This window comes from Opitutus sp. (assembly GCA_024998815.1).
Lineage (GTDB): Bacteria > Verrucomicrobiota > Verrucomicrobiia > Opitutales > Opitutaceae > Rariglobus.
Genome location: JACEUQ010000003.1, coordinates 317,750 through 338,213, shown reverse-complemented (window position 1 = coordinate 338,213; position 20,464 = coordinate 317,750). Strand labels below are relative to the sequence as shown.

The window sequence follows — 20,464 nt, the reverse complement described above, 5'->3', positions numbered from 1 at the left end:
ACCGCAGGTAGCAACGGCATGGGTTTCGATGAGTTCGTTGACGTGAGGGTGGCTGTTGCGAAGTCTGCGAAACTCTCCGGAGTGATCAGCTCAGATCGCCATACATGATGCGCAGCACCTGTATGGTTCTTGGCACGAGTTAAACCCGAACGCCGAAGTTTTAACCACGGAATTCACAGATGAGCACAGATAACAGAGTGTTACTGAATTTGAAGACAGGATGAAAAAAAAGGGAATCAAGCTGAGTCCGTTTACCTCCTAAGGGATTGTATCTGTGTAATCTGTGTAATCTGTGGTTGGTTTGAACTTCGGAATTCAGGTGTGCGACCATGAAACTAACAACCATAACAGTGAAAGTCTGTTCGGCCGAATTTAACGATTCGCGGTCGAAGGGCCCGGTCACGGATGCAGGCCGCGAGGCCTCGCCGGAAAGCACGACCGTGTGCCCGAACCAGTCAGCCGCAACGAAGGTGAACCCCATCCAATGAGCTCCGTTACCGAAACAACCGACGAGTCCAGCCGCTACCTGAACGGTGAAGCCTGCAAGGATCGGAAAAGGCAGTCTCGCAAAGACGTAGGACCTAAATCGTTGATTTCCGATCAACACGTCGGCGGAGTCAGCGGGGGCGGCGGGGTGGGAAAGGTCGTTAGGTTAAGTGGTGAGACCTGCGGCGGTGGGGCGTCTTGCGATGCCTCAACCACCGGCACAAGCGCGGCAAAACCTCGTAAGGCCGGACGGGCCGTGGCAGGAGTCGGAGACCTCCATAGTAGTGATGATCTAGCGGACATTAAAACCGCCGGGGAGCGAAGGGAGGGCACTTGTTCCCACGCATCACAGAGCGGCAAAGGACCCGACGATGGCTGGGGTGATGAACTCTGGATAAAAACGTCACCGAAGGTTCGGAAGCTGCAACGTGTGCTATATCGGAAAGCAAAAGCGGAGCCGCATTGGCGGTTCTATAGTTTGTATGGAGAGCTGTATCGGCAGGACATTCTGTCGGATGCGCTCGATCAGGTGATCGCCAATGACGGCGTGCCGGGAGTGGACGGGTTCGAGGTGGAAACGCTCGTAAAGAACGAAGCCTATCGGGCGGCATGGCTGCTTGCGCTGGCGGAGGAAATGCGAACGAAAACCTACCGACCCAGTCCGGTCCTGCGCGTCTATATATGGAAGGATCAGGCCAGGACCAAACGTCGTGCGCTGGGCATCCCTACGGTGAAAGACCGGGTGGTGCAAAGCGCGGCGGTGATCGTGTTGCAGCCAATCCTAGAGGCGGACTTCCATGACCATTCCTACGCCTACCGGCCGAAACGTCGGACCCATCAGGCGATGGATAAGGTCAAGGAAGCCATGCTGAGCGGAAAGGTGGAGGTGGTGGACGCGGATTTATCGAGCTACTTCGATATGATCCCGCACCGCGAACTCCTGCAATTGGTGGCCAAACGGGTGAGCGATGGGAGCGTGTTGCGTTTAATAAAAACGTGGCTGCGCGCACCCATCGTGGAAGAGGACCGGGACACGGGGTGCCGCAAGGTGAGCGCGAACCGGTGTGGCACGCCACAAGGCGGAGTTATATCGCCTCTGCTGGCGAACCTCTACCTCAACGACCTCGATCATGCGGTGAATGAGAAGTGCGAACAAAAGCCGACGATGGTGCGTTACGCCGACGACCTCCTGATCCTGTGCAAACCGGGTCAAGGGGCGGGGCTGCAAACGCGACTGAAACGGTGGCTGGAGGCACGTAAGTTAAAGCTCAACGAAGAGAAAACCCGACTGGTGGATACACGAAAGGAAGGCTTTGAGTTCCTCGGTTTTTCCGTCGCATGGCGGCAAGGCATGAAGAGCAAACGAAGGTATCCGCACGTGGAACCCAGTGCGAAAAGTCTGGTCAAGTTACGCGACAAAGTGCGGATGGAGCTAGTGCTTACTTGCAATAATAAGTGATATTGTATCCGCTTTGTAGATGGGACGAAAAGCCGTGCGAATCACTTGTAGCGAGGGGGATCAGCAATCCCTAGAAAAACGGGCAACCAGCCGGATTGAGTCGAGGCAGCGAGTTGAGCGCGCCCGGATGATCCTTGGGTGCGTGAGTGGCGAGCAGGTGCAAGAGGTGGCGCGCCGCTGCAACACCAGGCCGAACACCGTAATAAAGTGGAGGGATCGCTTTGTGCTGCTTGGCATGAAGGGGCTGGATGATGCGGCACGGCCGGGCGCGAAGCGCACCTACGGTGAGGACTTTCGAGATCGGGTGCTGGCTTTATCCTAAATCCGGCAATAGAAAGTGCGGCCGGCGGGCGTTGCCCGTCGGATAGATGAGGGTGGAGAGTGCTGCGGCAGGCTGAACGGAAGCGCGATCAGCTTGGGGCGGTGGCCAAAGGCGGTTCAGGGCCGAGTACAGGGAAGTTTTCCTGTAAAATCCTCGCTACGATTTGCCCCCAGCGCTGGGCGACACTCCATTGCTCCGCATTATGAAGGATACCATGTAACCATCTGGCCAGCTTTGTGATGAGTTCACTCAGGCGAGGTGCCTCGGCATGGCTCAAGCGCACGTCCAGGCGGCGTTGACCGGAGTGTTCGCTCTGCCGGGTCGCTCCGCAGAGCAGACGGGGACGTGTACTCACCGCCTCGTGGTGCTGACCGGGTTGAAGCAGGCGGTGATAGAGCGTCCACCAGTTGTAAACCAGTGCGGCCAAACGCGCGGCGTGCTGACAGGAGTTTAGCTCCTGGGAGGTAAACCCCGACCAGCTCCACTGGTTCTTGAGCTCGTCGAAGGGGTTTTCCGCTGTGAGCGGCGAGCGGGAAAGCGTCTATTTCTGGCGGTTAGGAATGCACTTCTTCTTCGGTGGATCTTCTTCCCCTTAAAAAGAGTAATACTCTTCTTCCGTGGGTGGGTTTTCTTCCCTGTCCGGCTGGGGATATGAGGGGTGCGAATGGGTGGAGATTGAACCGGCGGGACGCTTGGCGGATGCACAGCGATGCATCCAACCGGTTCACGCAAGTGTTTGCACTGTGTCGATTTCTTTCTGCCCGACGCGCATAACCGCGAGCGTCAGCGCTACTGCGGGAAGCCGGGATGCCGACGGGCGAGCCGGGCGGCCAGTCAGGCCAAATGGTTGGCGAAGCCGGAGAACCTCGACCACTGGAAAGGCCCAGAAAATGTCCAACGGGTGCAGGAGTGGCGGAAGGCCAATCCGGGGTACTCAAGGCGGAGGGGGCCGCGACGGCGGGTGGCGTTACAAGACATCCCAACTACGCAATCCGTTGTGCACCAGCCTAAAGCCGAGCCGGTCGCCGAGGTGGCGTTACCGAATCCCTGCGTGCCGTTACAAGACAGATGGGAGTCGCAAAACCCTGTGCTCGTGGGGCTTATCGCGCAGTTCGCCGGAGTGACGTTACAAGAGGACCTCGAACCCATGCTGCGACACCTGCAATCCCGGGGGCGGGTGATCCTGGGCATCGACGTCCAGCCGCCCGATTATGCAAAAACAACCGATCGATCGCGAACAACTCCGGCGCACGCCGGCCCAGTTTAGCTGGCTGGACCACCGGCTGGTGCGGGGCAATTACCTGGGGCGGGCCAGTGCCCCCGCCTGGGGCCTCTATCTGGTCCTGGTCACCGTGGGCGACGCCGACGGGCTGAGTTACTACGCCACGCGCACCCTGGCCCGGCTGCTCACGCTCAGCGAGGACGGCCTGGTCGAGGCGCGCCGGCAGTTAATCGAGGCCGGGGTGATCGCCTACGCCGCGCCACTTTACCAGGTGCTCTCCTTGGACCGGGGCAGGCCAACGCACACGCTGGCGGCAACGCCGCCGCCGAGCCGGGAGGTGGGCGCGTGATCGATTACGAACTGTATTGCCGGATAAAACAGGCGGAGGCGGCCGGTCACAGTGCGCCGCAAATCGCCCGCTCGCTCCAGTTGCACGTGCAGACGGTGAGGCGCTGGCAGGCGCAGGAAAAGTACGTGCGCAGCCAGGCCGCGCAGGTGCCTAGGCCAAGCAAGCTCGACGTGCACAAGCCGGCGATCGCGCGCTGGCTGGAGGCCCATCCGTTCACCGCCATGCAGCTCTGGCAAAAGGTGCGCGAGCGGGGGTACACGGGCGGGTATTCAATTTTGAAAGACTACGTGCGGCGGGTGCGGCCGAGGAACCTGGAGGCGTTTCTTACCCTCAAGTTTGCCCCCGGCCAGACCGCGCAGGTGGACTGGGGCAGTTTTGGCGCGGTGGAGGTGGACGGCACCCGGCGGGCTTTAAGTTTTTTCGTCATGGTTTTGGGGTACAGCCGGTTCCTGCATGTGGAATTTACCCTCGGGCAGGGCCAGGAGTGGTGGCTGGGCTGTCACCGGCGCGCCTTTGAAAAACTCGGCGGGGTGCCGCGCGAGGTGATGGTGGACAACTGCAAGACGGCCGTCCTCTCGCATGTGCCCGGGACCGACCCGGTGTACAACGCCCAGTACCTGGACTTTGCCCGGCACTACGGGTTTACGATAAAAGCGTGCGGGCCGGGGCATCCGCAGTCCAAGGGCATGGTGGAAAACGCGGTGGGTTACGTGAAAAAAAGCTTCCTTGGCGGGCGGCAGATGAACGGGTTTACCGAGCTGGGGCCGGCCGCCAGCTTGTGGCTGGAAACGGTGGCCAACGTGCGCGTTCACGCTGAAACCCAGGGCCGGCCGGTGGACCGGCTGCCCGAGGAGCGCGCTGCGCTCCTGCCGCTTAACCCGGTGGCCAGTCCGGCGGTGCGCACCTTAAGCGTGCGGGCGTCGCGGCGGTGCCGGGTGAGTATCGAAACGAACCGCTACTCGGTGCCCACGAAGTTTGCCGGGGCGCTACTCACCGCGCAGATCGAGGGGGCGCAGGTGAGGTTTTATGCGGACCGCACCCTGGTGGCCGAGCACGCCCGCAGTTTTGCCCGCCGCGCCGATGTGGAAAACCCCGAGCACGTGCGCGAACTCGAAGAGCGCAAACGGCAGGGAGCGCGGCAGCGCCTGCGGCTACGGTTTTTGGAACTGAGCCCGGCGGCACCCGCCTACCAACGGGGGCTGGAGGAGCGCCGGCTCAACGCGGGACACCACCTGGCGACTATCGTGGGTTTGGTGGCCCTGTATGGAACGGAGGCAGTCGGCCGGGCGATCGAAAGCGCCCATGAACTCGGCGCCTACTCCAGCGATTACATCCTCAACTTGCTCGAACAACGCGCGCGGGCCTTGCCGCAAGCCGGGCCGATCCACCTCACCCGCGCCGACGCGGTGGCCGCGTTGGAACTCGAACTGTGTCCCCCGGATTTAAGCCCCTACACTCTATGAAAACAGAACCCGAAAAACCCGATTTATTAAAAGACCAGCTTAAGTATCTGAAACTCGGTTACCTGTTGCGTCACCACGGCGAACTGACCGCCGAGGCGGCCAAGGCGCGCTGTTCGCACGCCGAATTTTTACGCCGACTGGTGCAGGCCGAGACCCAGGACCGCCAGATCCGGGCGCTGGAGCGGCGCATCCAGGCAGCGCGCTTCCCGGTCAAGAAAACCGTCGACCAGTTCCAGTGGGACTGGCCCAAGGAGTTGAACGAAGCGCAGGTACGCCACCTCTTCGAACTGGGTTTTGTGAAGGAGCGCACCAACGTGGTGTTTTGCGGTGGTGTGGGGCTTGGGAAGACACATCTCGCGAGCGCGTTGGGCTACGCGGCCTGCCAGGCGGGTTACACGGTGCTGTTTACGACGGCGGTGGACGCGATCAACGCCCTGGTCACCGCCCAGTCCCTGCACCGGTTGCAAGCCGAGTTGAAGCGTTACATGACCCCTGCGGTGCTCGTGCTCGATGAGGTCGGCTACCTGCCGCTCGACAAGTCGGGGGCCGACCTGCTCTTCCAGATCGTCAGCCAACGCTACGAACGCGGCTCGCTGATCGTCACCACCAACAAGGCCTACAAACACTGGGCAGGGATCTTTAACAACGACGCTGGCATCACCGCGGCGATCCTGGACCGCCTGCTGCACCGCGCTCAGACCGTCGTCATCGAGGGCAAATCCTACCGCATGAAAGACCGCCTAGCCGACGAACCTGCAAGCTGACCGGGCCTGATGATCGGCCCCTGGCGGGGCCGGTCATCGGCTTTTACGACAGGTGATTTTGTAACCGCCAGAAATAGACGGTGTTCGCGCCGCCGCTCACATTTCCGCGCCCCCACGTTCCCGATACAGGGTGGCAAGGGTAAGGATCTCGTAGGGCAGGCTCGTAACGAGGATCTGATGTTCGTAGATGATCGGCTCGCAGGCGGCCGCGTCGGGGATGTTCAGCAGCAAAGCGTGGTCGGCTTGCTCGCGCACGAGGCGGCGGCGGGCCCGGGGGTGGCGTTGGTCGTTGAGGCGACGGCGCAAGACCACCACACGTCGGGCCCGGTTCCAGCCTTGCAGGCGCAGGCAGCTTTCGCAGCCCTGCCAGCCTTGTCCGGCGTCGGTCCAAGCGGTGGTGGTGGTGCGTTCAAGCGCGGCCACCAGCTCGCGGGCCTTGGCGGTGCGGCGCAGTTTGAACAAATAGTTGAGTTTACGCGCTTCAGCTTCACTGAGCAGCGCCTCCTGGCCATAGGCGCAGTCACCGCGCAAAAGATGGGGCCGGCGCTCGGCTGGCAGTCGGTCGATGAGCGCCCACAGCCCCGCAAAACCATGTCCGGCGGCGGATTGATCGCCGGGGTGCACCTCCACGTCCAGACACAGGCGCAAGGTGGCGATCCAGTAGGTGTGGTAGGCGTGGCTGGGGCGTCCGGGCTTTTGCGGGTTATAGCCGATGCTGGCACCTTCCTGACGTCCATAGATGGGCTTGATGGTGACATCGATGTCGAGGATCCACTGGTTATCCAAAAACCCATGACAGGTTTGGTCGAGGTGACGCCGCAACCAGTCCTGCCCCTGCTCGGCACCGATGCGAGCCAGCGCCCGGCGCACACAATCCTCGCTGACAATCGACTTAAGTCCGAGCAGGCTCGGGGCAATGTCGTCGCCGCGCAGGGCCGCGAGGTGCGCGTAGCGATAGTGCCCGGAGAGCATCCCCAAAAGCAGGGTTCCAATCACGTCGCGAGGGCGGTGTGCGCGGTTGCTGCTGTAACAAAGCGGCGTGTCCGCAACCAGTGCCTCGAAGCCTCCTGTCGCACACAAGTACTGCGTGAAAAACACCAGTGCCCCCAAGGGGCTCACCGGCAACTCTGGGGCGAACTGCGCACGAAAACGTCCTCCGGGTGTATCCACAATCAACACCTCGGCGGCATCGCTTGGCGTTGCCTTGTGATCAGGGTTTTCTGACTCACCCTCGGGGTGAGCTTTTTCCGGCGGTAAAAACGGCGGCATATGACAGCCAAACAATCACCTGCGTGATTTTTGGCTAGTTTCTATTGCCGGATTTAGGTTCACCCGCTCGCCCTAGTCCAAAACGGCCCGGTCGCTTACCTTGTCGCCACCGCATTTGATTATCCAGACGTGCGCCTCTACGCGCTCCACCGGATGCGCTCGGCGAAATTAACAACCGAGTCCGCCAACCGTCCGGCCGACTTCTCCCTCGACGCCTTCCTGGCCGGTGGGGGTATGGAGTTTGGCGGCGGTGCCATGATCCAGCTCGAAGCCCACGTTTCCACCAAACTGGCCTGCTATCTTGCGGAGGCCAAGCTCGCCGAGGATCAGCAGTTGCGCTCCGATAACGGTTACGTCCTTACGGCCACGGTGAAGGACTCCTGGCTGCTCTCGTTCTGGATCTTGTCCCAAGGCGCGGACATCACCGTGATTTCGCCCCCCTCGCTCCGAGACCACATCGGCGAAACCCTGCGCGCCGCAGCGGCTAATTACCCCGTGGAAAAGTCCCCGCAGCGTAAGCGTCCCGTGAAAACATAGGCGGCTAGCATCGCCTGCGACCCAACGTGTCGCGGCATCGGTTAGGGTGGTGTGTCACCGGATTTATCCCGGTGCCGCGTCACCCTATGAACACCCCGGCTTACCCGCCCAGCGAAATCAATGCCGGCTTTGGCCTACTCCGTGCGCACACCCCGGCCGCATGGGAGCGCGAAGGCGTCCAGGTTCTCCGGCTCAACCACAACCGTCTCACCACCCTGCGGATGGATCAAACTGGGTTGCAGGTTATTCCCGACTGGTTTGCACCCCCGCTGATCGAGCACCTTTCGTTGGCCCAAAATCAACTGAGCGTCCTTCCGTCCTCATTCTTCGAGCGAACGCCGTGCCTCCAAAAACTGGATTTATCCCACAACCGCTTGCGATGTCTCCCGGCCTCTTTGGGGAAACTCACCGAACTGCGGGAGCTGGATCTTTCCTACAACGCACTCGATTCACTTCCCGAGGAGATCGGTAACCTGCCCAATCTCGCCGTCCTTCACCTTCAGGGTAACCGCCTCAAAAACCTGCCGACCTCCATCGGCCGACTCAGCCGCTTGACCCGTTTGTCGCTTTACGAAAATCAACTCACCGCGCTTCCGGAAACGGTGGGCAACTGGTCATCGCTGGAGTTTCTCGACGTGGGTCACAACGAGCTGAGCAGCGTGCCCGACAGCATCGGCGGCTGGTGTGCGCTGCGCTGGCTCATCTTGGGTCAAAATAACCTGATCGCCCTACCGGACTCCTTTTCGCAGCTATCCCGGTTGACGCATGTGTTTTTAAGCCGGAACCAGCTGGTGGACCTCCCTGCCGCCCCTGAAGGCGTTCGTTTGCCTGTGTTGGAATCCATCGACCTCGATAAAAACAAATTCCCTGCAACGTGGGCAATTCCGGCGCTTTATCACCGGGCCGAATGCCGCAAGGACGGCTATACTACACGCATAGTAAATGGTTTAAGAAAACAGCTATGGCCTGAGAAGCAGTAGCCTTCCGGCCCCTATAAAAAATCGGCCAATGCCCTGAATCGGGGTGTGGATTTTACGGCCACCATACTGGCCGCGACCTAAAATGTCGCACATGCGAGTAATCTACTGGCGCACCTTCGCAACACACACCGAAAAAGCATGACTACCGAAACCGCCACCAGTACAGAAATTCGCCCATCATCGGGACTCGCCCTGAGTTCCATGATCCTCGGGATCATAACCACGATTGGCGGCTTCATGTTGTTAATACCGCCGATCCTGGCGGTCGTTTTCGGCCACCGCGCATTATCTGACTGCAAAAAGAATCCCGCTCTGGGTGGCCGGTCCATGGCGATCACCGGGTTGGTCACCGGCTATGTCGGTTTACTCATCATCGTCGTCATGGGGACCATGGCAGTCATCGGCTACTATATCACTCCTCAACACCCGGCCAATGCGGCGGTAGCTGAAGTAAATACAATCGGGGAAAGCCAAACGGTCACGCAGTCGGGCAACGTCGGCAATTCGGACGAACCCACGTCCAGCAAGCACCAAGAAGACATCGCCAGTGCACTGGTGGGCATTGCGTCCTTCGTTCTCATCCTGAGCTTTATCATCGCCATACCGGGAACGGTTATGGGTCTAAACAACACGCTGGTGATTTATAATGGCCGACAAGACGTCGCGCTCTCGTTCCTCCTGCTCCTGTCGTTTGTCGCCACTCTGGTACTTGCTTATCAATCGGCGCTAGCGGGCATCGTCGCCCTGCTCCTCACTGCCCTGTTCGTGTACTTGTCGATTCGCGATTCCATGACCGTGAATCAGACGCTCCCTCGGGCGCTCATCGCAGTGCCCACCAAGATAATGCTGGTTTTCCTGTTTATTATTACCGGCCTCATCGCCATCGGCAGCATTACCTCCGGCATCGATGACCTCAAAAAGGGTAATAAAAAGGAAGCGGTGAAAAACCTAGGCGCGGGCATCGCGGCATCCCTGTCCGCTTACTTGATGAAAAATCTTATCAACAAGCTGGTCAAGGACCGGGCCGCGCAACTGCTGTGAAATCATATAAAATAATAATCAGCACCACTCCCTCACTAAAATGAGAAACCCTGCACGTATTCACCCCATCACCCAGGAATTAAAGTATGTCTGGCGCGGCAATCCGGATTTACGCTTGGGCCAGCTTATCGTCATCGCGGCAAACCTACCCCGACGCGAAGGCCCCGTGGTGGATGTTTTCAGTATCGAAGACGATCAACTGGAGGCTGGACTTAAGCACCTCGCGGATATGCGAATGCACGAGAAATCAGAGATTAAATTACAGCCAGCTGAAATGACCCGGGAGCAGCGATTATTCCTCGTGAATCTGAACACCCGCCTGAACGAAATTGAACAACAGTATAAAAAAGAAGCCAGGGCGCTTATCGAGATGATGAACGCCAAGGTGGAGAGCGACGCTGACTGGATTCACGACTATGAGATTGAGTGCAAAATACACTTTAATCTAAATCCCACCGACCCGGCCTATAACGAGGACGAGGATAATATCATGGCGGAAATCAGGGATAGCATTGGTATGCTTGAAAACGAGTCGGGAAGCTCCATCGAAAACTGGAACGAGCACCATATCCCTGACCTAGTGCTTACTTGCAATAATAAGTGATATTGTATCCGCTTTGTAGATGGGACGAAAAGCCGTGCGAATCACTTGTAGCGAGGGGGATCAGCAATCCCTAGAAAAACGGGCAACCAGCCGGATTGAGTCGAGGCAGCGAGTTGAGCGCGCCCGGATGATCCTTGGGTGCGTGAGTGGCGAGCAGGTGCAAGAGGTGGCGCGCCGCTGCAACACCAGGCCGAACACCGTAATAAAGTGGAGGGATCGCTTTGTGCTGCTTGGCATGAAGGGGCTGGATGATGCGGCACGGCCGGGCGCGAAGCGCACCTACGGTGAGGACTTTCGAGATCGGGTGCTGGCTTTATTGGAAGGGCCACCCCCTCCGGGGCAGGCGCGCTGGGATGGTCCAGCGGTGGCCCGTGTGCTCGGCGGCTCGGTGCACGCGGTCTGGCGAGTGCTGCGCAAGGAGGGCATTTGCCTGCAGCGCCAGCGCTCGTGGTGCGTGAGCACTGACAAGCAGTTCGCAGCCAAGGCAGCCGATATCGTCGGGCTCTACCTGAGCCCACCGGAAAAGGCATTGGTGATAAGTGTGGATGAAAAGCCTGGCATCCAAGCCCTAGAGCGCGCCACCGGTTACGTGGAGACCGACAATGGTAAAATCGTCCAGGGACTCAAAAGCACCTACAAGCGCCACGGTACACTCAACTTGTTCGCTGCCCTTGATGTGGCCACGGGCTTGATCAAGACGCAGAAAACCACCCTTAAGCGCCGGGAGGAGTTCCTGCTGTTCATGGACCAAGTGGTGGCGGATCACCCGCCCGAGAGAGAACTCCACGTGATTTTGGATAATTATTGCACCCACAAAAAGTGCGACGCTTGGCTCGCTCGGCACCCCAATGTCCACTTCCACTTTACCCCAACCTCGGCGAGTTGGCTCAATCAAGTTGAAATCTGGTTCGGCATACTAACAAGGAAGGCGCTACGGGGCGCGAACTTCAGAAGCGTCGCCGAACTTAGTCAGGCCATTGACGCTTTCGTCGCCGCCTACCTGCCCAATGCCAAGCCGTTCAAGTGGCGCAAGCGCGAGGTCAAGGGAAGCCAACTCAGAAATACTATCATTAATCTACGCAATTAAGCACTAGATAATCCAGATCAAGAGGAGAACCACTGTTGGTTATTCCATCAACTGTGTGATCACTCTGAACTGTCGTGGGCAGACCTATTGCGCATCGGCTCCATCTGGGTGGATGTTAATTTAACCCTCCAGCATTTCCAGGACATGACAGATGATCCGAAAAAAGAAGGGTGTAATGTGAACCTTGATAACAAACGGGATAACGAGGGCCGGAGGCCGTTTCGGGCACAATGACTATTCAGTGCCCGCATATGCGGTTTTATAAACGCTATAAAATCTCCTCCACCAATAAAACGCCATGAACCTCGTCATCTTCGATCTAGAAACTACCGGCTTCTCGCCCTACAAAAATGAGATCATTCAAATCGCCGCCGTGCGGGTGCGCGACGGTCAGGTGCTCACCGCCGACACCGACCGTTTCGAAACCTTCGTCCGCCCGCGCCAACCGATTCCCTGGTTCATTTCCAACCTCACGGGTATCTGGCAAGACGACACCGGTGACGCCCCGGCGGCGGAAGATGCGCTCCGTGCGTTTTCCCAGTTCGTCGGCGACGCGACATTGGTCGCCCACAACGGCACGCGGTTTGACCTGCCGTTTATTCGGGAAGCCTGCAACCGCTCCCAGGTGCCCGTTCGCGAGGTTCCTTTTTTCGACTCACTGACCCTATCGCGCCGCCTCTGGACCGGTGAAAACGCGCACGGCCTGGATGCGGTCAAGGAGCGACTGGGCGTATCTACGCCGGAACACCAACGCCACGACGCCCGGGCCGACGTGGCCATATTGGCCGAAGCGGTGTGCCGCATGTTGCAGCGACTCGGCCTCACCCAATCGCCCGCACTACTACCCACCGAGATCGGCCTCATTCCCGTCTAACGCCAAACTCCCCATGTCCACGCCTGCTCTCCTCGCCTACGCCATCGCAACCCTCGTCTGGTTTTTCCTTTTGGTCTCGGGAATTATACGTGGATACCGGCGGCAGCTCACCGTGTTCAACAGCCCCCGTGATTGCGTATTCACCGCCCTTTTAATCATCGCAGCCGGGATGATCATCCTGCCCGTAAACCGACCGCTGCCGCTCATCCTTATCGGGTGCGTCTTCACGATTGCGGGCACCTGCCTGTGGCTGCGTTCGGCACACCGGACCCATCCCCGCCTGCGTGACCTTGGCCTAGCAGTGCTTACCAAGGTATCGCTGGTGGTCATCGTCGGACTTTGCCTCGCCATTGTGATCACCAGCACCGCCCGCGTCTTGGACCCGAACATCAATACCATTAGGCGAATCCTGAATGCCGCTGTCGCCGGCATAGGTCTCTACGCAAGCTACGGCTACATTCGCATGATGTCGCAGCTCATGCCCTGTGCACGTCCGCTAAAACCCATCCCGCCGAAACTCAGCGTCTGGGCTCGCCTGATGACTTCGCCCTAACGCATTGCGGAAATCATCCCAAATCCCGGCCTCCACCCACCGTTGTCCAACCCCCTCGGGTTAAATCTCACCCAAAACCGCCCGCTCGCCCCCTTTCTGCTTCTACCCGGGACGGCACCCGCTACCGTCCCCCGACCGATGGCCCTCAAGAAGTCCGAACTCTACTCCTCCCTCTGGCAGTCCTGCGATGAACTGCGCGGCGGCATGGACGCCTCCCAGTACAAGGACTACGTGCTCGTCCTGCTCTTCGTGAAATACGTGAGCGACAAGTACGCCGGTCAGCCCTTCGCCCCCATCGTCATCCCCGCCGGGGCCAGCTTTGCCGACATGGTCGCCCTCAAGGGCACCCCCGACATCGGCGACCAGATCAACAAAAAGATCCTCGCTCCGCTCGCCCGCGAAAACCAGCTCTCCGACTTCCCCGATTTCAACGACCCCACCAAGCTCGGCGACGGTAAGGAAAAGGTGGACCGCCTCACCCACCTGATCGCCATCTTTGAAAACCCCTCGCTCGATTTCTCCCAAAATCGGGCCGACGGCGACGACCTCCTCGGCGACGCCTACGAGTACCTCATGCGCCACTTCGCCACCGAGAGTGGCAAGAGCAAGGGCCAGTTCTACACCCCCTCGGAAGTCAGCCGCATAATCGCCCAGATCCTCGGCATCAGCCAGGCCGCCACCAGTAACGACACCACCGTTTACGATCCCACCTGCGGCTCCGGCTCCCTGCTCCTGAAGATCGGCGACGAGGCCAGCCAGGGCGGCAAAGCCGTGCGCGTCACCCTCTATGGTCAGGAGAAAGACTCCTCCACCGCCGGTCTGGCCCGCATGAACATGATCCTGCACGACTACGCCACGGCGGACATCAAGCAGGGCAACACCCTCGCCAGCCCCCTCTTCAAAGACGGCGACGCGCTCAAAACCTTCGACTACGTCGTCGCCAATCCTCCCTTCAGCGACAAGCGCTGGAGCACCGGGCTCACCCCCGACGCCGACCCCTTCCAGCGGTTCACCGGCTACGGCGTCCCGCCCGCCAAACAGGGTGACTACGCCTACCTCCTGCACATCCTCCGCTCGCTCAAAAGCACTGGCAAGGGCGCGTGCATCCTCCCCCACGGCGTCCTTTTCCGGGGCAACGCCGAGGGCGTGATCCGCAAAAACCTCATTCAGCGCGGTGTCATTCGCGGTATCATCGGCCTGCCCGCCAACCTCTTTTACGGCACCGGCATCCCCGCCTGCATCCTCGTCCTCGACAAGGAGCACGCCACCGCCCGCAAGGCCATCTTCATGATCGACGCCTCCAAGGGCTTCATGAAGGACGGCCCCAAAAACCGCCTCCGCGAACGCGACCTGCACCAGATCGTCGATGTGTTTACCCACGGCGAGCAACACCCCGGCTATTCCCGCCTCGTCCCCCACACCGAGATCGAGAAAAACGACTACAACCTCAACCTCCCGCGCTACATCGACACCCAGGAGGCCGAGGACATCCAGGACATCGGCGCCCACCTCCACGGCGGTATCCCGTCCCGCGACCTCGACGCCCTCAGCGACTACTGGACGGTCTGCCCCGAACTGCGCGCCTCCCTTTTTGCTGACCTGCGCCCCGGCTACTTCCAACTCCAGGCACCCGCCGCCCAGCTCCGCACCCGCGTCAGCGAACACCCCCAGTTCGCCGCCTTCATCACCGGACTGGAAACCCATTTCAAAAAATGGCGCGCCGGTGCCGCCGTCAGCCTGCGCCTGCTTGCCCCCGGCTGCCACCCCAAGGACGTCATCCGCGAGCACGCCGAAAAGCTCCTCGCACACGCCGAGGGCCAGGCCCTGATCGATCCCTACGCCGTCTATCAACACCTCCTCGATTACTGGTCCGCTACCCTCCAGGACGACTGCTACCTGATCGCCGCCGACGGCTGGGTGGCCAAGCCTGCCCGCCTCCTTGAAACCGACAAAAAGGGTAAAACCAAAGATCGCGGCTGGTCCTGTGACCTCGTGCCCAAGCCCCTCATCGTCGCCCGGTATTTTGCCGCCGAACAAGCCGCCCTCGACGCCTCCCAAGCCGCGCTCGAAGCCGCCACTGCCAGCCTGGCCGAACTTGAAGAAGAACACGGCGGCGAGGAGGGTTTCCTTGGCCAACTCGAAAAAATCGCCAAACCCGAAATCAGCGCCCGGCTAAAAGAGATCAAAGCCGACCCCGACGCCAAAGACGAAGCCGTGGTCCTCCAGCGCTGGCTCAAGCTCAACGCCGACGAAGCCGACCTCAAAAAAGCCATCCGCGACGCCGAGGCCGCCCTCGACCAGCTCGCCTACGAAAAGTATCCGCGCCTAACCGAGTCCGAAATCAAGACCTTGGTGGTCGATGATAAATGGCTCAAAACCCTCGCCACCGCCGTGCAGGGCGAACTCGACCGTGTGTCGCAAACCCTGACCAGCCGCATCCGCCTGTTGGCCGACCGCTACGCTGCCCCGCTGCCCCAGCTCGTCGATGAAGTCGCCCAACTGGCCGCCAAGGTGGACGCCCACCTGCGCAAAATGGAGGCCAAGGCATGAGCCAGGGTAAAAAAGCCCACCTGCGCAACAGCACCGCCGAGTTTTTGGTCTTCACCGCCCAGGCCGGGGAAACGGGTATCGAGGTCCGCGTCGAAGAGCAGACCGTCTGGCTCACCCAGAAACTCCTCGCCACCCTGTTCGACGTAACGGTGCCCACCGTCAACGAGCACCTGAAAAACCTCTTCGCCAGCGCTGAACTGACCGAGGCGGCAGTTATTCGGAAATTCCGAACCACTGCCACCGACGGCAAAAGCTACCTCACCGCCTTCTACAATCTCGACGCCATCATCGCCGTCGGCTTCCGGGTTAATTCCCCCCGCGCCACCCAGTTCCGCCAGTGGGCCATCGGCGTGTTGCGCGACTTCGCCCTGCGCGGCTACGTCCTCGACAAGGAGCGCCTGAAAAACGGCGCCCTCTTCGACCAGTCCTATTTTGACAACCTGCTGGCCGAGATCCGCGAAATCCGCGCCAGCGAACGCCGGTTTTACCAGAAAATCACCGACATCTACGCCACCGCCCTCGACTACAGCGCCGAGGCCGAGACCACCCAGAGCTTTTTCGCCACCGTCCAGAACAAGCTCCACTTCGCCATCCACGGCCACACCGCCGCCGAACTCATCGTCGAGCGGGCCGACAGCACGAAGGAGCAGATGGGGCTCACCACCTGGCGCAACGCTCCGAAGGGCAAGATCCTCAAACCCGATGTAGTCGTCGCCAAAAACTACCTCACCGAAAAAGAGCTCAAGGCGCTCGACCGCTTCGTGACCATGTACCTCGACTACGCCGAGACCCAGGCCGAGCGCGGTATCCCCATGACCATGGCCGACTGGGCCAAGAAACTCGACGCCTTCCTCCAGTTCAACGAACGCGACCTGCTCCAAAACCCCGGCAAAGTCACCGCCGAGATCGCCAAAGCCTTTGCCGAATCGGAGTTTGAGAAATACCGGGTCATCCAGGACCGCCGGTTTGAGTCCGATTTCGACCGCATGCTCAAACAACTGCCCAACGGCGGAGGCCAGCCATGAAAAAGAAACCCACCTCCCGCCGCACCGCCCCCGCCCTCCGTCCGGCCAAGGCTGCCGTCGCCCGCGTGGACGAACAGGCGCTCATCACCGATCTGCGTGGCCTCATCCACGCCGCCCGCCAGCGCATCGCCGTGGTGGCCAATTCCACCACCACCTTGCTCTACTGGCATTTGGGCCGCCGCCTGCTCACCGACAACCTCCAGGAGGGGCGTGCCGCGTACGGGAAACAGATTCTCGCGACGGTGTCGCGGGAATTGACGGCGGAGTTTGGGCAAGCTTTCAGCCTCCGCGCGTTATACCGCGCCATCCAGTTCTCCCAGTGTTTCCCCGCACAGGAGATTGTGTCGACGCTGTCGGCACAATTGAGCTGGAGCCACTTCCTGGAACTGCTCCCGCTTAAAGACCCGCTCGCCCGCGACTTCTACGCCGAGCTCTGCCGGATCGAGCACTGGGATGTGCGCACGCTGCGCAAAAAGATCGGTGGCATGCTGTTTCAGCGCACGGCCCTGTCAAAAAAGCCCAAGAAAACCATCGCCGCCGAGATCGGCCAGATGCGCGCCGGGCAGCTCTCTCCCGATGTCGTCTTCCGCGATCCTTACTTCCTCGATCTGCTTGGCCTGACCGGTGCCTACAGCGAGGCCGATCTGGAAAACGCCATCCTGCGCGAGATCGAAGGCGTCCTGCTGGAACTCGGCACCGGCTTCACCTTCGTCGCCCGGCAGAAGCGCATGAGCGTGGGGCGCGACGACTTTCATCTCGATCTGCTGTTCTTCCACCGGCACCTGCGGCGGCTCATCGCCGTGGAGCTGAAGCTGGAGCACTTCCAGCCCGCCCATGTCGGCCAGATGGAGTTTTATCTGCGCTGGCTGGATCAGCACGAGCGTGCCCCCGGTGAGGAAGCCCCCATCGGGCTTATCCTCTGCGCCTCGGCGGATGCCGAACAGGTGGAGCTGCTCCAGCTCGACGCCAAATCCATCCGCGTGAGCGAATACCTCACCGAGCTGCCCCCGATCAAGCTGCTTCAAGCCCGCCTACATCAAGCCATCGAACACGCCCGCGAGTTGACCGAGCGCCAGGCCTTGCGGGTGGAAAAAACGGAGGGTTCTGCCTGATGAAACCCGGCTATAAACAAACCGAGGTCGGGGTGATTCCGGAGGATTGGGATGTGAAGAAGCTTGGGGAGATCGGTGAGGCTTTGATAGGCTTGACCTATAAGCCTACGGACGTTCGCCAATCCGGCGTTCTCGTCCTCCGTTCATCGAATATCCAGAACGATGCTCTGGCATTCGACGATAATGTGTTTGTTGATACGGCCATCCCTGAGCGGATCATGGTTTTAAATAATGATGTGCTGATCTGTGTCAGAAATGGCAGCCGTGATCTAATTGGCAAATCAGCGCTTCTCGACGACCGAACGAAAGGAATGACGTTCGGGGCTTTCATGGCGGTTTACAGAAGCCAGCTCGGAAAGCTCACAAGCTAGAGCCTCCTCGAAAAGGCTTTTGGTTTTTTTATTAAAAACAACTTATGTGATTTAAGTTTTCCGTAAAAGTGCCGTATTGTACTGCATGAAAACAGGAAACAAAATAAGTAGCAGCGTTAAATTATCAAGTAACGAATCGATCGTCTATTCCTCCGGCGACTTCTTTTCCACCCCGGCGCGCAGTGATTTTGGTGATTTTTTATTGGAATTGAAGCGCTTTTGGCGGTCCCACCCCGAAATCCAAGTGGCCATGACCGCCGATCTCGACGCCCACGCCATGGCGGAAAAGCTCGAACGGCGGAAAAACCGTGAGTTCGATCTGGCGCAGACCGAGGCGTTGTTCGCCGTGCCGGCGTCAGGCACGGCGGAAAAAACGCAAGCCGAGTTCCTCGCCGCAGGGCGTCCGCGCACCCCCGCTGTTGTGGTTTTTATCACGGCCATGGCCACCGGTTACCTGGGGTCGCAATACGGTGCCTGCCCCCGGATGGTGCTGCTTGAATCGGCATCGTTGCGCACCTTGCTCGATGATTTGGGGTACACGCTGCCTGCACCTAATACCGTTGGCCCCCTGATAAATCGCCTGAGTGAAAGTACTCTCGCCCTGATCCACCGGGCCCAATTGGCCGGTATTTTGTCCGAAGGGCTCGATTCGTTTACCGATATCACCCTGGACAGCACGGCGATCAAGGCATCCAGTTGCTGGCCAACAGACTCCGGTATCATTTATCGCCTCTTTGAGCGAGCCTACCGCTTGGGCGGCAAGCTCGACCAGGTCGGGCTTACCTCGCTGCAGGCTGGCTGCAAAGACCACTGGCTGGAGGAGTTGCGAAAGAGCGCCCGCGCCATCGCCCTGCTGGGCAGTGGTCCCCGCCGAGCCCAAAAACTCCGGCTGCTCTACGACCAGTTTTACCAAATAGCCTGCAAGTTGGGCGGCAGGTTGCTCACCGAAGTAGAAGTCGCAGAGGCCGAAGCAAATGTTAAACTGGCCAAGCTGCGGCCCTCCAAGCGCCGGATCGCGGAAGACCTACTGGACTGCATCCACGGGGACGTGGTCGCGGTGGTTACGACGATCCAGCAAAGCCTTGAGCGGGTGCACGATGGGGTGAAGACCAAGTCGAGGGAAAGGGTCCTCAGCCTGGCTGATCGCAGTGCTGCTTTTATTGAAAAAGGCGGGCGGGAACCGGTGATTGGCTACAAGCCGCAATTGGCCCGTAGCCGCGCCGGTTTTGTCACCGCGCTGATTCTCGACGCGGGCAACGTGGCTGATTGCAAGCAACTGGTGCCCATGCTGATTCAGAATATCGCCAACACGGGCCTGGTGCCGGCGAGCGCGAACGTCGACGACGGCTACTCCAGCGCCGAAGGGCTGGCGCAGGCATACGAGCTGAAGGTGGCCAAGGTGAGCATCTCCGGCGCCAAGGGGCGCGCCTTGCTCGGCGAGGAACTGTGGAACCACCAGGATTATATCACGCTTCGCGCCGAGCGCAGCGCGATCGAGTCGCTGATGTTTACGCTCAAGTTCAACCACGGGTTCGGCCGGCCGGGTCGTCGCGGGTTGGCGGCGGTGCGCAGCGAACTGACCCTGAAGATCCTCGCGCACAACTTTGACCGGATGATTTTGGTGCGCGCGAGGAAGTCTCAGGAAAAGCCGCTGCCCTTGGCGGCCTGAGTAGTTTCGGTCGTCGCGGCTAACCCAAATCGGCTCAATTAGTTCGGTGTAAAAGCCCCGGAGCGAACCGCCGTGGACTTCGCCGTTGGAAAAGCGACCTTAGTGATGGGGCCGGGGCTGTTTTTAGGCCGCCGCCCCTTCGTGAACACGTAAATCGAGTCCGTTCAGGGCTGTTTGCGTCCCCAGTGGCCGGCCGGGGCGGGAATACGCCCGTTGCGAAAGGCTTTTCGAGGAGGCTCTAGCCGGGCAACCCATTAGGATCATTGAACAAGGCGGCGCCGCACTTGCCACAGAGATTGGCTTGGCACGACTCGGCGACCGAATTGAAAACACTGCATGGTCGGTCGCTAAAATGAAGCTATTTAACGTACTTATCGCATGCGGGCTAAGCGCTTTTTTTTGCGGCTATTGGGCTTCTTTTTACACTCAAATTTGGCACACCTGAAATCGGCCGATACCTGGGTTTGTCAGCTGCATCTGACGACCGCATTAAGCTGCTGGACGGCATCGGGGCATCACTTCGGGTTAAAAACTCGGAGGGTGCTATATATGTGTATTTCAAAGGCAACCTTCAGCCTAAAACTGGCCACACGGACGACGGCGTAAACTAGAGCCTCCTCGAAAAGCCTTTCGCAACGGGCGTATTCCCGCCCCGGCCGGCCACTGGGGGCGCAAACAGCCCTGAACGAACTCGGTTTACGTGTTCACGAAGGGGCGGCGGCCTAAA

18 protein-coding genes and 1 pseudogene are annotated in these 20,464 nt (G+C 59.8%); 17 read left to right on the top strand and 2 right to left on the bottom strand.

Annotated features, from left to right (window positions below; genetic code table 11):
• The first annotated feature begins 964 nt into the window (after positions 1–964).
• Positions 965–1,945, top strand: a complete 981-nt coding sequence (gene ltrA / locus H2170_16555; GenBank protein ID MCS6301682.1) for a group II intron reverse transcriptase/maturase — start codon at positions 965–967, stop codon at positions 1,943–1,945.
• A gap of 142 nt (positions 1,946–2,087) precedes the next feature.
• Positions 2,088–2,267 carry a helix-turn-helix domain-containing protein gene (locus H2170_16550; GenBank protein ID MCS6301681.1) on the top strand — a complete coding sequence of 60 codons (180 nt, stop codon included), beginning with the start codon at positions 2,088–2,090 and terminating at the stop codon, positions 2,265–2,267.
• Positions 2,268–2,355: 88 nt separating this feature from the next.
• Here the strand turns inward: H2170_16550 and H2170_16545 are convergent, their stop codons facing one another.
• Entirely contained in the window at positions 2,356–2,694 is a 339-nt protein-coding gene (locus H2170_16545) for a hypothetical protein (protein ID MCS6301680.1), read from the bottom strand.
• A 784-nt stretch (positions 2,695–3,478) separates the two neighbouring features.
• Between H2170_16545 and H2170_16540 the strand changes: the two genes are divergently transcribed.
• Genes H2170_16540 through H2170_16530 form a run of 3 tightly spaced genes read left to right on the top strand, consistent with a single transcriptional unit; the run spans position 3,479 to position 6,065 of the window.
• Positions 3,479–3,838 carry a hypothetical protein gene (locus H2170_16540; protein MCS6301679.1) on the top strand — a complete coding sequence of 120 codons (360 nt, stop codon included), beginning with the start codon at positions 3,479–3,481 and terminating at the stop codon, positions 3,836–3,838.
• The gene (locus H2170_16535) at positions 3,835–5,301 is read left to right on the top strand and encodes an IS21 family transposase (GenBank protein MCS6301678.1); all 1,467 of its coding nucleotides are present in this window, start codon (positions 3,835–3,837) and stop codon (positions 5,299–5,301) included. The genes H2170_16540 and H2170_16535 overlap by 4 nt, the downstream gene beginning before the upstream one ends.
• A complete protein-coding gene (locus tag H2170_16530) occupies positions 5,298–6,065 on the top strand; it encodes an ATP-binding protein (GenBank protein ID MCS6301677.1) in 768 nt (255 codons plus the stop codon). Before H2170_16535 ends, H2170_16530 begins: the two co-directional genes overlap by 4 nt.
• A gap of 96 nt (positions 6,066–6,161) precedes the next feature.
• Here H2170_16530 and H2170_16525 read toward each other — a convergent pair whose 3' ends face one another.
• The gene (locus H2170_16525) at positions 6,162–7,334 is read right to left on the bottom strand and encodes a transposase (protein MCS6301676.1); all 1,173 of its coding nucleotides are present in this window, start codon (positions 7,332–7,334) and stop codon (positions 6,162–6,164) included.
• A gap of 60 nt (positions 7,335–7,394) precedes the next feature.
• Between H2170_16525 and H2170_16520 the strand changes: the two are divergent.
• The 12 genes and pseudogenes from H2170_16520 to H2170_16465 all read left to right on the top strand — a co-directional run bounded on the left by H2170_16520 (position 7,395) and on the right by H2170_16465 (position 19,737).
• Positions 7,395–7,871: pseudogene (locus H2170_16520) on the top strand (WYL domain-containing protein).
• An 86-nt stretch (positions 7,872–7,957) separates the two neighbouring features.
• Positions 7,958–8,851 carry a leucine-rich repeat domain-containing protein gene (locus H2170_16515; GenBank protein ID MCS6301675.1) on the top strand — a complete coding sequence of 298 codons (894 nt, stop codon included), beginning with the start codon at positions 7,958–7,960 and terminating at the stop codon, positions 8,849–8,851.
• A gap of 138 nt (positions 8,852–8,989) precedes the next feature.
• Positions 8,990–9,892, top strand: a complete 903-nt coding sequence (locus tag H2170_16510; GenBank protein ID MCS6301674.1) for a DUF4190 domain-containing protein — start codon at positions 8,990–8,992, stop codon at positions 9,890–9,892.
• A gap of 40 nt (positions 9,893–9,932) precedes the next feature.
• Complete coding sequence (locus tag H2170_16505) at positions 9,933–10,496, top strand: hypothetical protein (protein MCS6301673.1); 564 nt, start codon at positions 9,933–9,935, stop codon at positions 10,494–10,496.
• Between the two features lie 19 nt (positions 10,497–10,515).
• Positions 10,516–11,583 (top strand): IS630 family transposase, encoded by a 1,068-nt coding sequence (locus H2170_16500; protein MCS6301672.1) that lies wholly within the window; start codon positions 10,516–10,518, stop codon positions 11,581–11,583.
• 298 nt (positions 11,584–11,881) lie between these two features.
• Entirely contained in the window at positions 11,882–12,457 is a 576-nt protein-coding gene (locus H2170_16495) for a 3'-5' exonuclease (protein ID MCS6301671.1), read from the top strand.
• Between the two features lie 13 nt (positions 12,458–12,470).
• A complete protein-coding gene (locus tag H2170_16490) occupies positions 12,471–13,010 on the top strand; it encodes a hypothetical protein (GenBank protein ID MCS6301670.1) in 540 nt (179 codons plus the stop codon).
• A gap of 138 nt (positions 13,011–13,148) precedes the next feature.
• Positions 13,149–15,560 carry a type I restriction-modification system subunit M gene (locus H2170_16485; GenBank protein MCS6301669.1) on the top strand — a complete coding sequence of 804 codons (2,412 nt, stop codon included), beginning with the start codon at positions 13,149–13,151 and terminating at the stop codon, positions 15,558–15,560.
• Entirely contained in the window at positions 15,557–16,585 is a 1,029-nt protein-coding gene (locus tag H2170_16480; GenBank protein MCS6301668.1) for a virulence RhuM family protein, read from the top strand. The genes H2170_16485 and H2170_16480 overlap by 4 nt, the downstream gene beginning before the upstream one ends.
• On the top strand, positions 16,582–17,697 hold the full coding sequence (locus H2170_16475; GenBank protein ID MCS6301667.1) for a DUF1016 domain-containing protein: 1,116 nt from the start codon (positions 16,582–16,584) through the stop codon (positions 17,695–17,697). The genes H2170_16480 and H2170_16475 overlap by 4 nt, the downstream gene beginning before the upstream one ends.
• A complete protein-coding gene (locus H2170_16470; protein MCS6301666.1) occupies positions 17,697–18,068 on the top strand; it encodes a hypothetical protein in 372 nt (123 codons plus the stop codon). Before H2170_16475 ends, H2170_16470 begins: the two co-directional genes overlap by 1 nt.
• An 85-nt stretch (positions 18,069–18,153) precedes the next feature.
• The gene (locus H2170_16465; GenBank protein MCS6301665.1) at positions 18,154–19,737 is read left to right on the top strand and encodes a hypothetical protein; all 1,584 of its coding nucleotides are present in this window, start codon (positions 18,154–18,156) and stop codon (positions 19,735–19,737) included.
• The last annotated feature ends 727 nt before the right edge of the window (positions 19,738–20,464 follow it).

Excerpts from the sequence above, each read along its gene's own strand:
- H2170_16540 (MCS6301679.1), top strand. The coding sequence starts at position 3,479 with ATGCAAAAACAACCGATCGATCGCGAACAACTCCGGCGCACGCCGGCC.
- H2170_16530 (MCS6301677.1), top strand. The coding sequence starts at position 5,298 with ATGAAAACAGAACCCGAAAAACCCGATTTATTAAAAGACCAGCTTAAG.
- H2170_16525 (MCS6301676.1), bottom strand. The coding sequence starts at position 7,334 with ATGCCGCCGTTTTTACCGCCGGAAAAAGCTCACCCCGAGGGTGAGTCA.
- H2170_16515 (MCS6301675.1), top strand. The coding sequence starts at position 7,958 with ATGAACACCCCGGCTTACCCGCCCAGCGAAATCAATGCCGGCTTTGGC.
- H2170_16510 (MCS6301674.1), top strand. The coding sequence starts at position 8,990 with ATGACTACCGAAACCGCCACCAGTACAGAAATTCGCCCATCATCGGGA.
- H2170_16505 (MCS6301673.1), top strand. The coding sequence starts at position 9,933 with ATGAGAAACCCTGCACGTATTCACCCCATCACCCAGGAATTAAAGTAT.
- H2170_16500 (MCS6301672.1), top strand. The coding sequence starts at position 10,516 with ATGGGACGAAAAGCCGTGCGAATCACTTGTAGCGAGGGGGATCAGCAA.
- H2170_16495 (MCS6301671.1), top strand. The coding sequence starts at position 11,882 with ATGAACCTCGTCATCTTCGATCTAGAAACTACCGGCTTCTCGCCCTAC.
- H2170_16490 (MCS6301670.1), top strand. The coding sequence starts at position 12,471 with ATGTCCACGCCTGCTCTCCTCGCCTACGCCATCGCAACCCTCGTCTGG.
- H2170_16485 (MCS6301669.1), top strand. The coding sequence starts at position 13,149 with ATGGCCCTCAAGAAGTCCGAACTCTACTCCTCCCTCTGGCAGTCCTGC.
- H2170_16480 (MCS6301668.1), top strand. The coding sequence starts at position 15,557 with ATGAGCCAGGGTAAAAAAGCCCACCTGCGCAACAGCACCGCCGAGTTT.
- H2170_16475 (MCS6301667.1), top strand. The coding sequence starts at position 16,582 with ATGAAAAAGAAACCCACCTCCCGCCGCACCGCCCCCGCCCTCCGTCCG.
- H2170_16470 (MCS6301666.1), top strand. The coding sequence starts at position 17,697 with ATGAAACCCGGCTATAAACAAACCGAGGTCGGGGTGATTCCGGAGGAT.
- H2170_16465 (MCS6301665.1), top strand. The coding sequence starts at position 18,154 with ATGAAAACAGGAAACAAAATAAGTAGCAGCGTTAAATTATCAAGTAAC.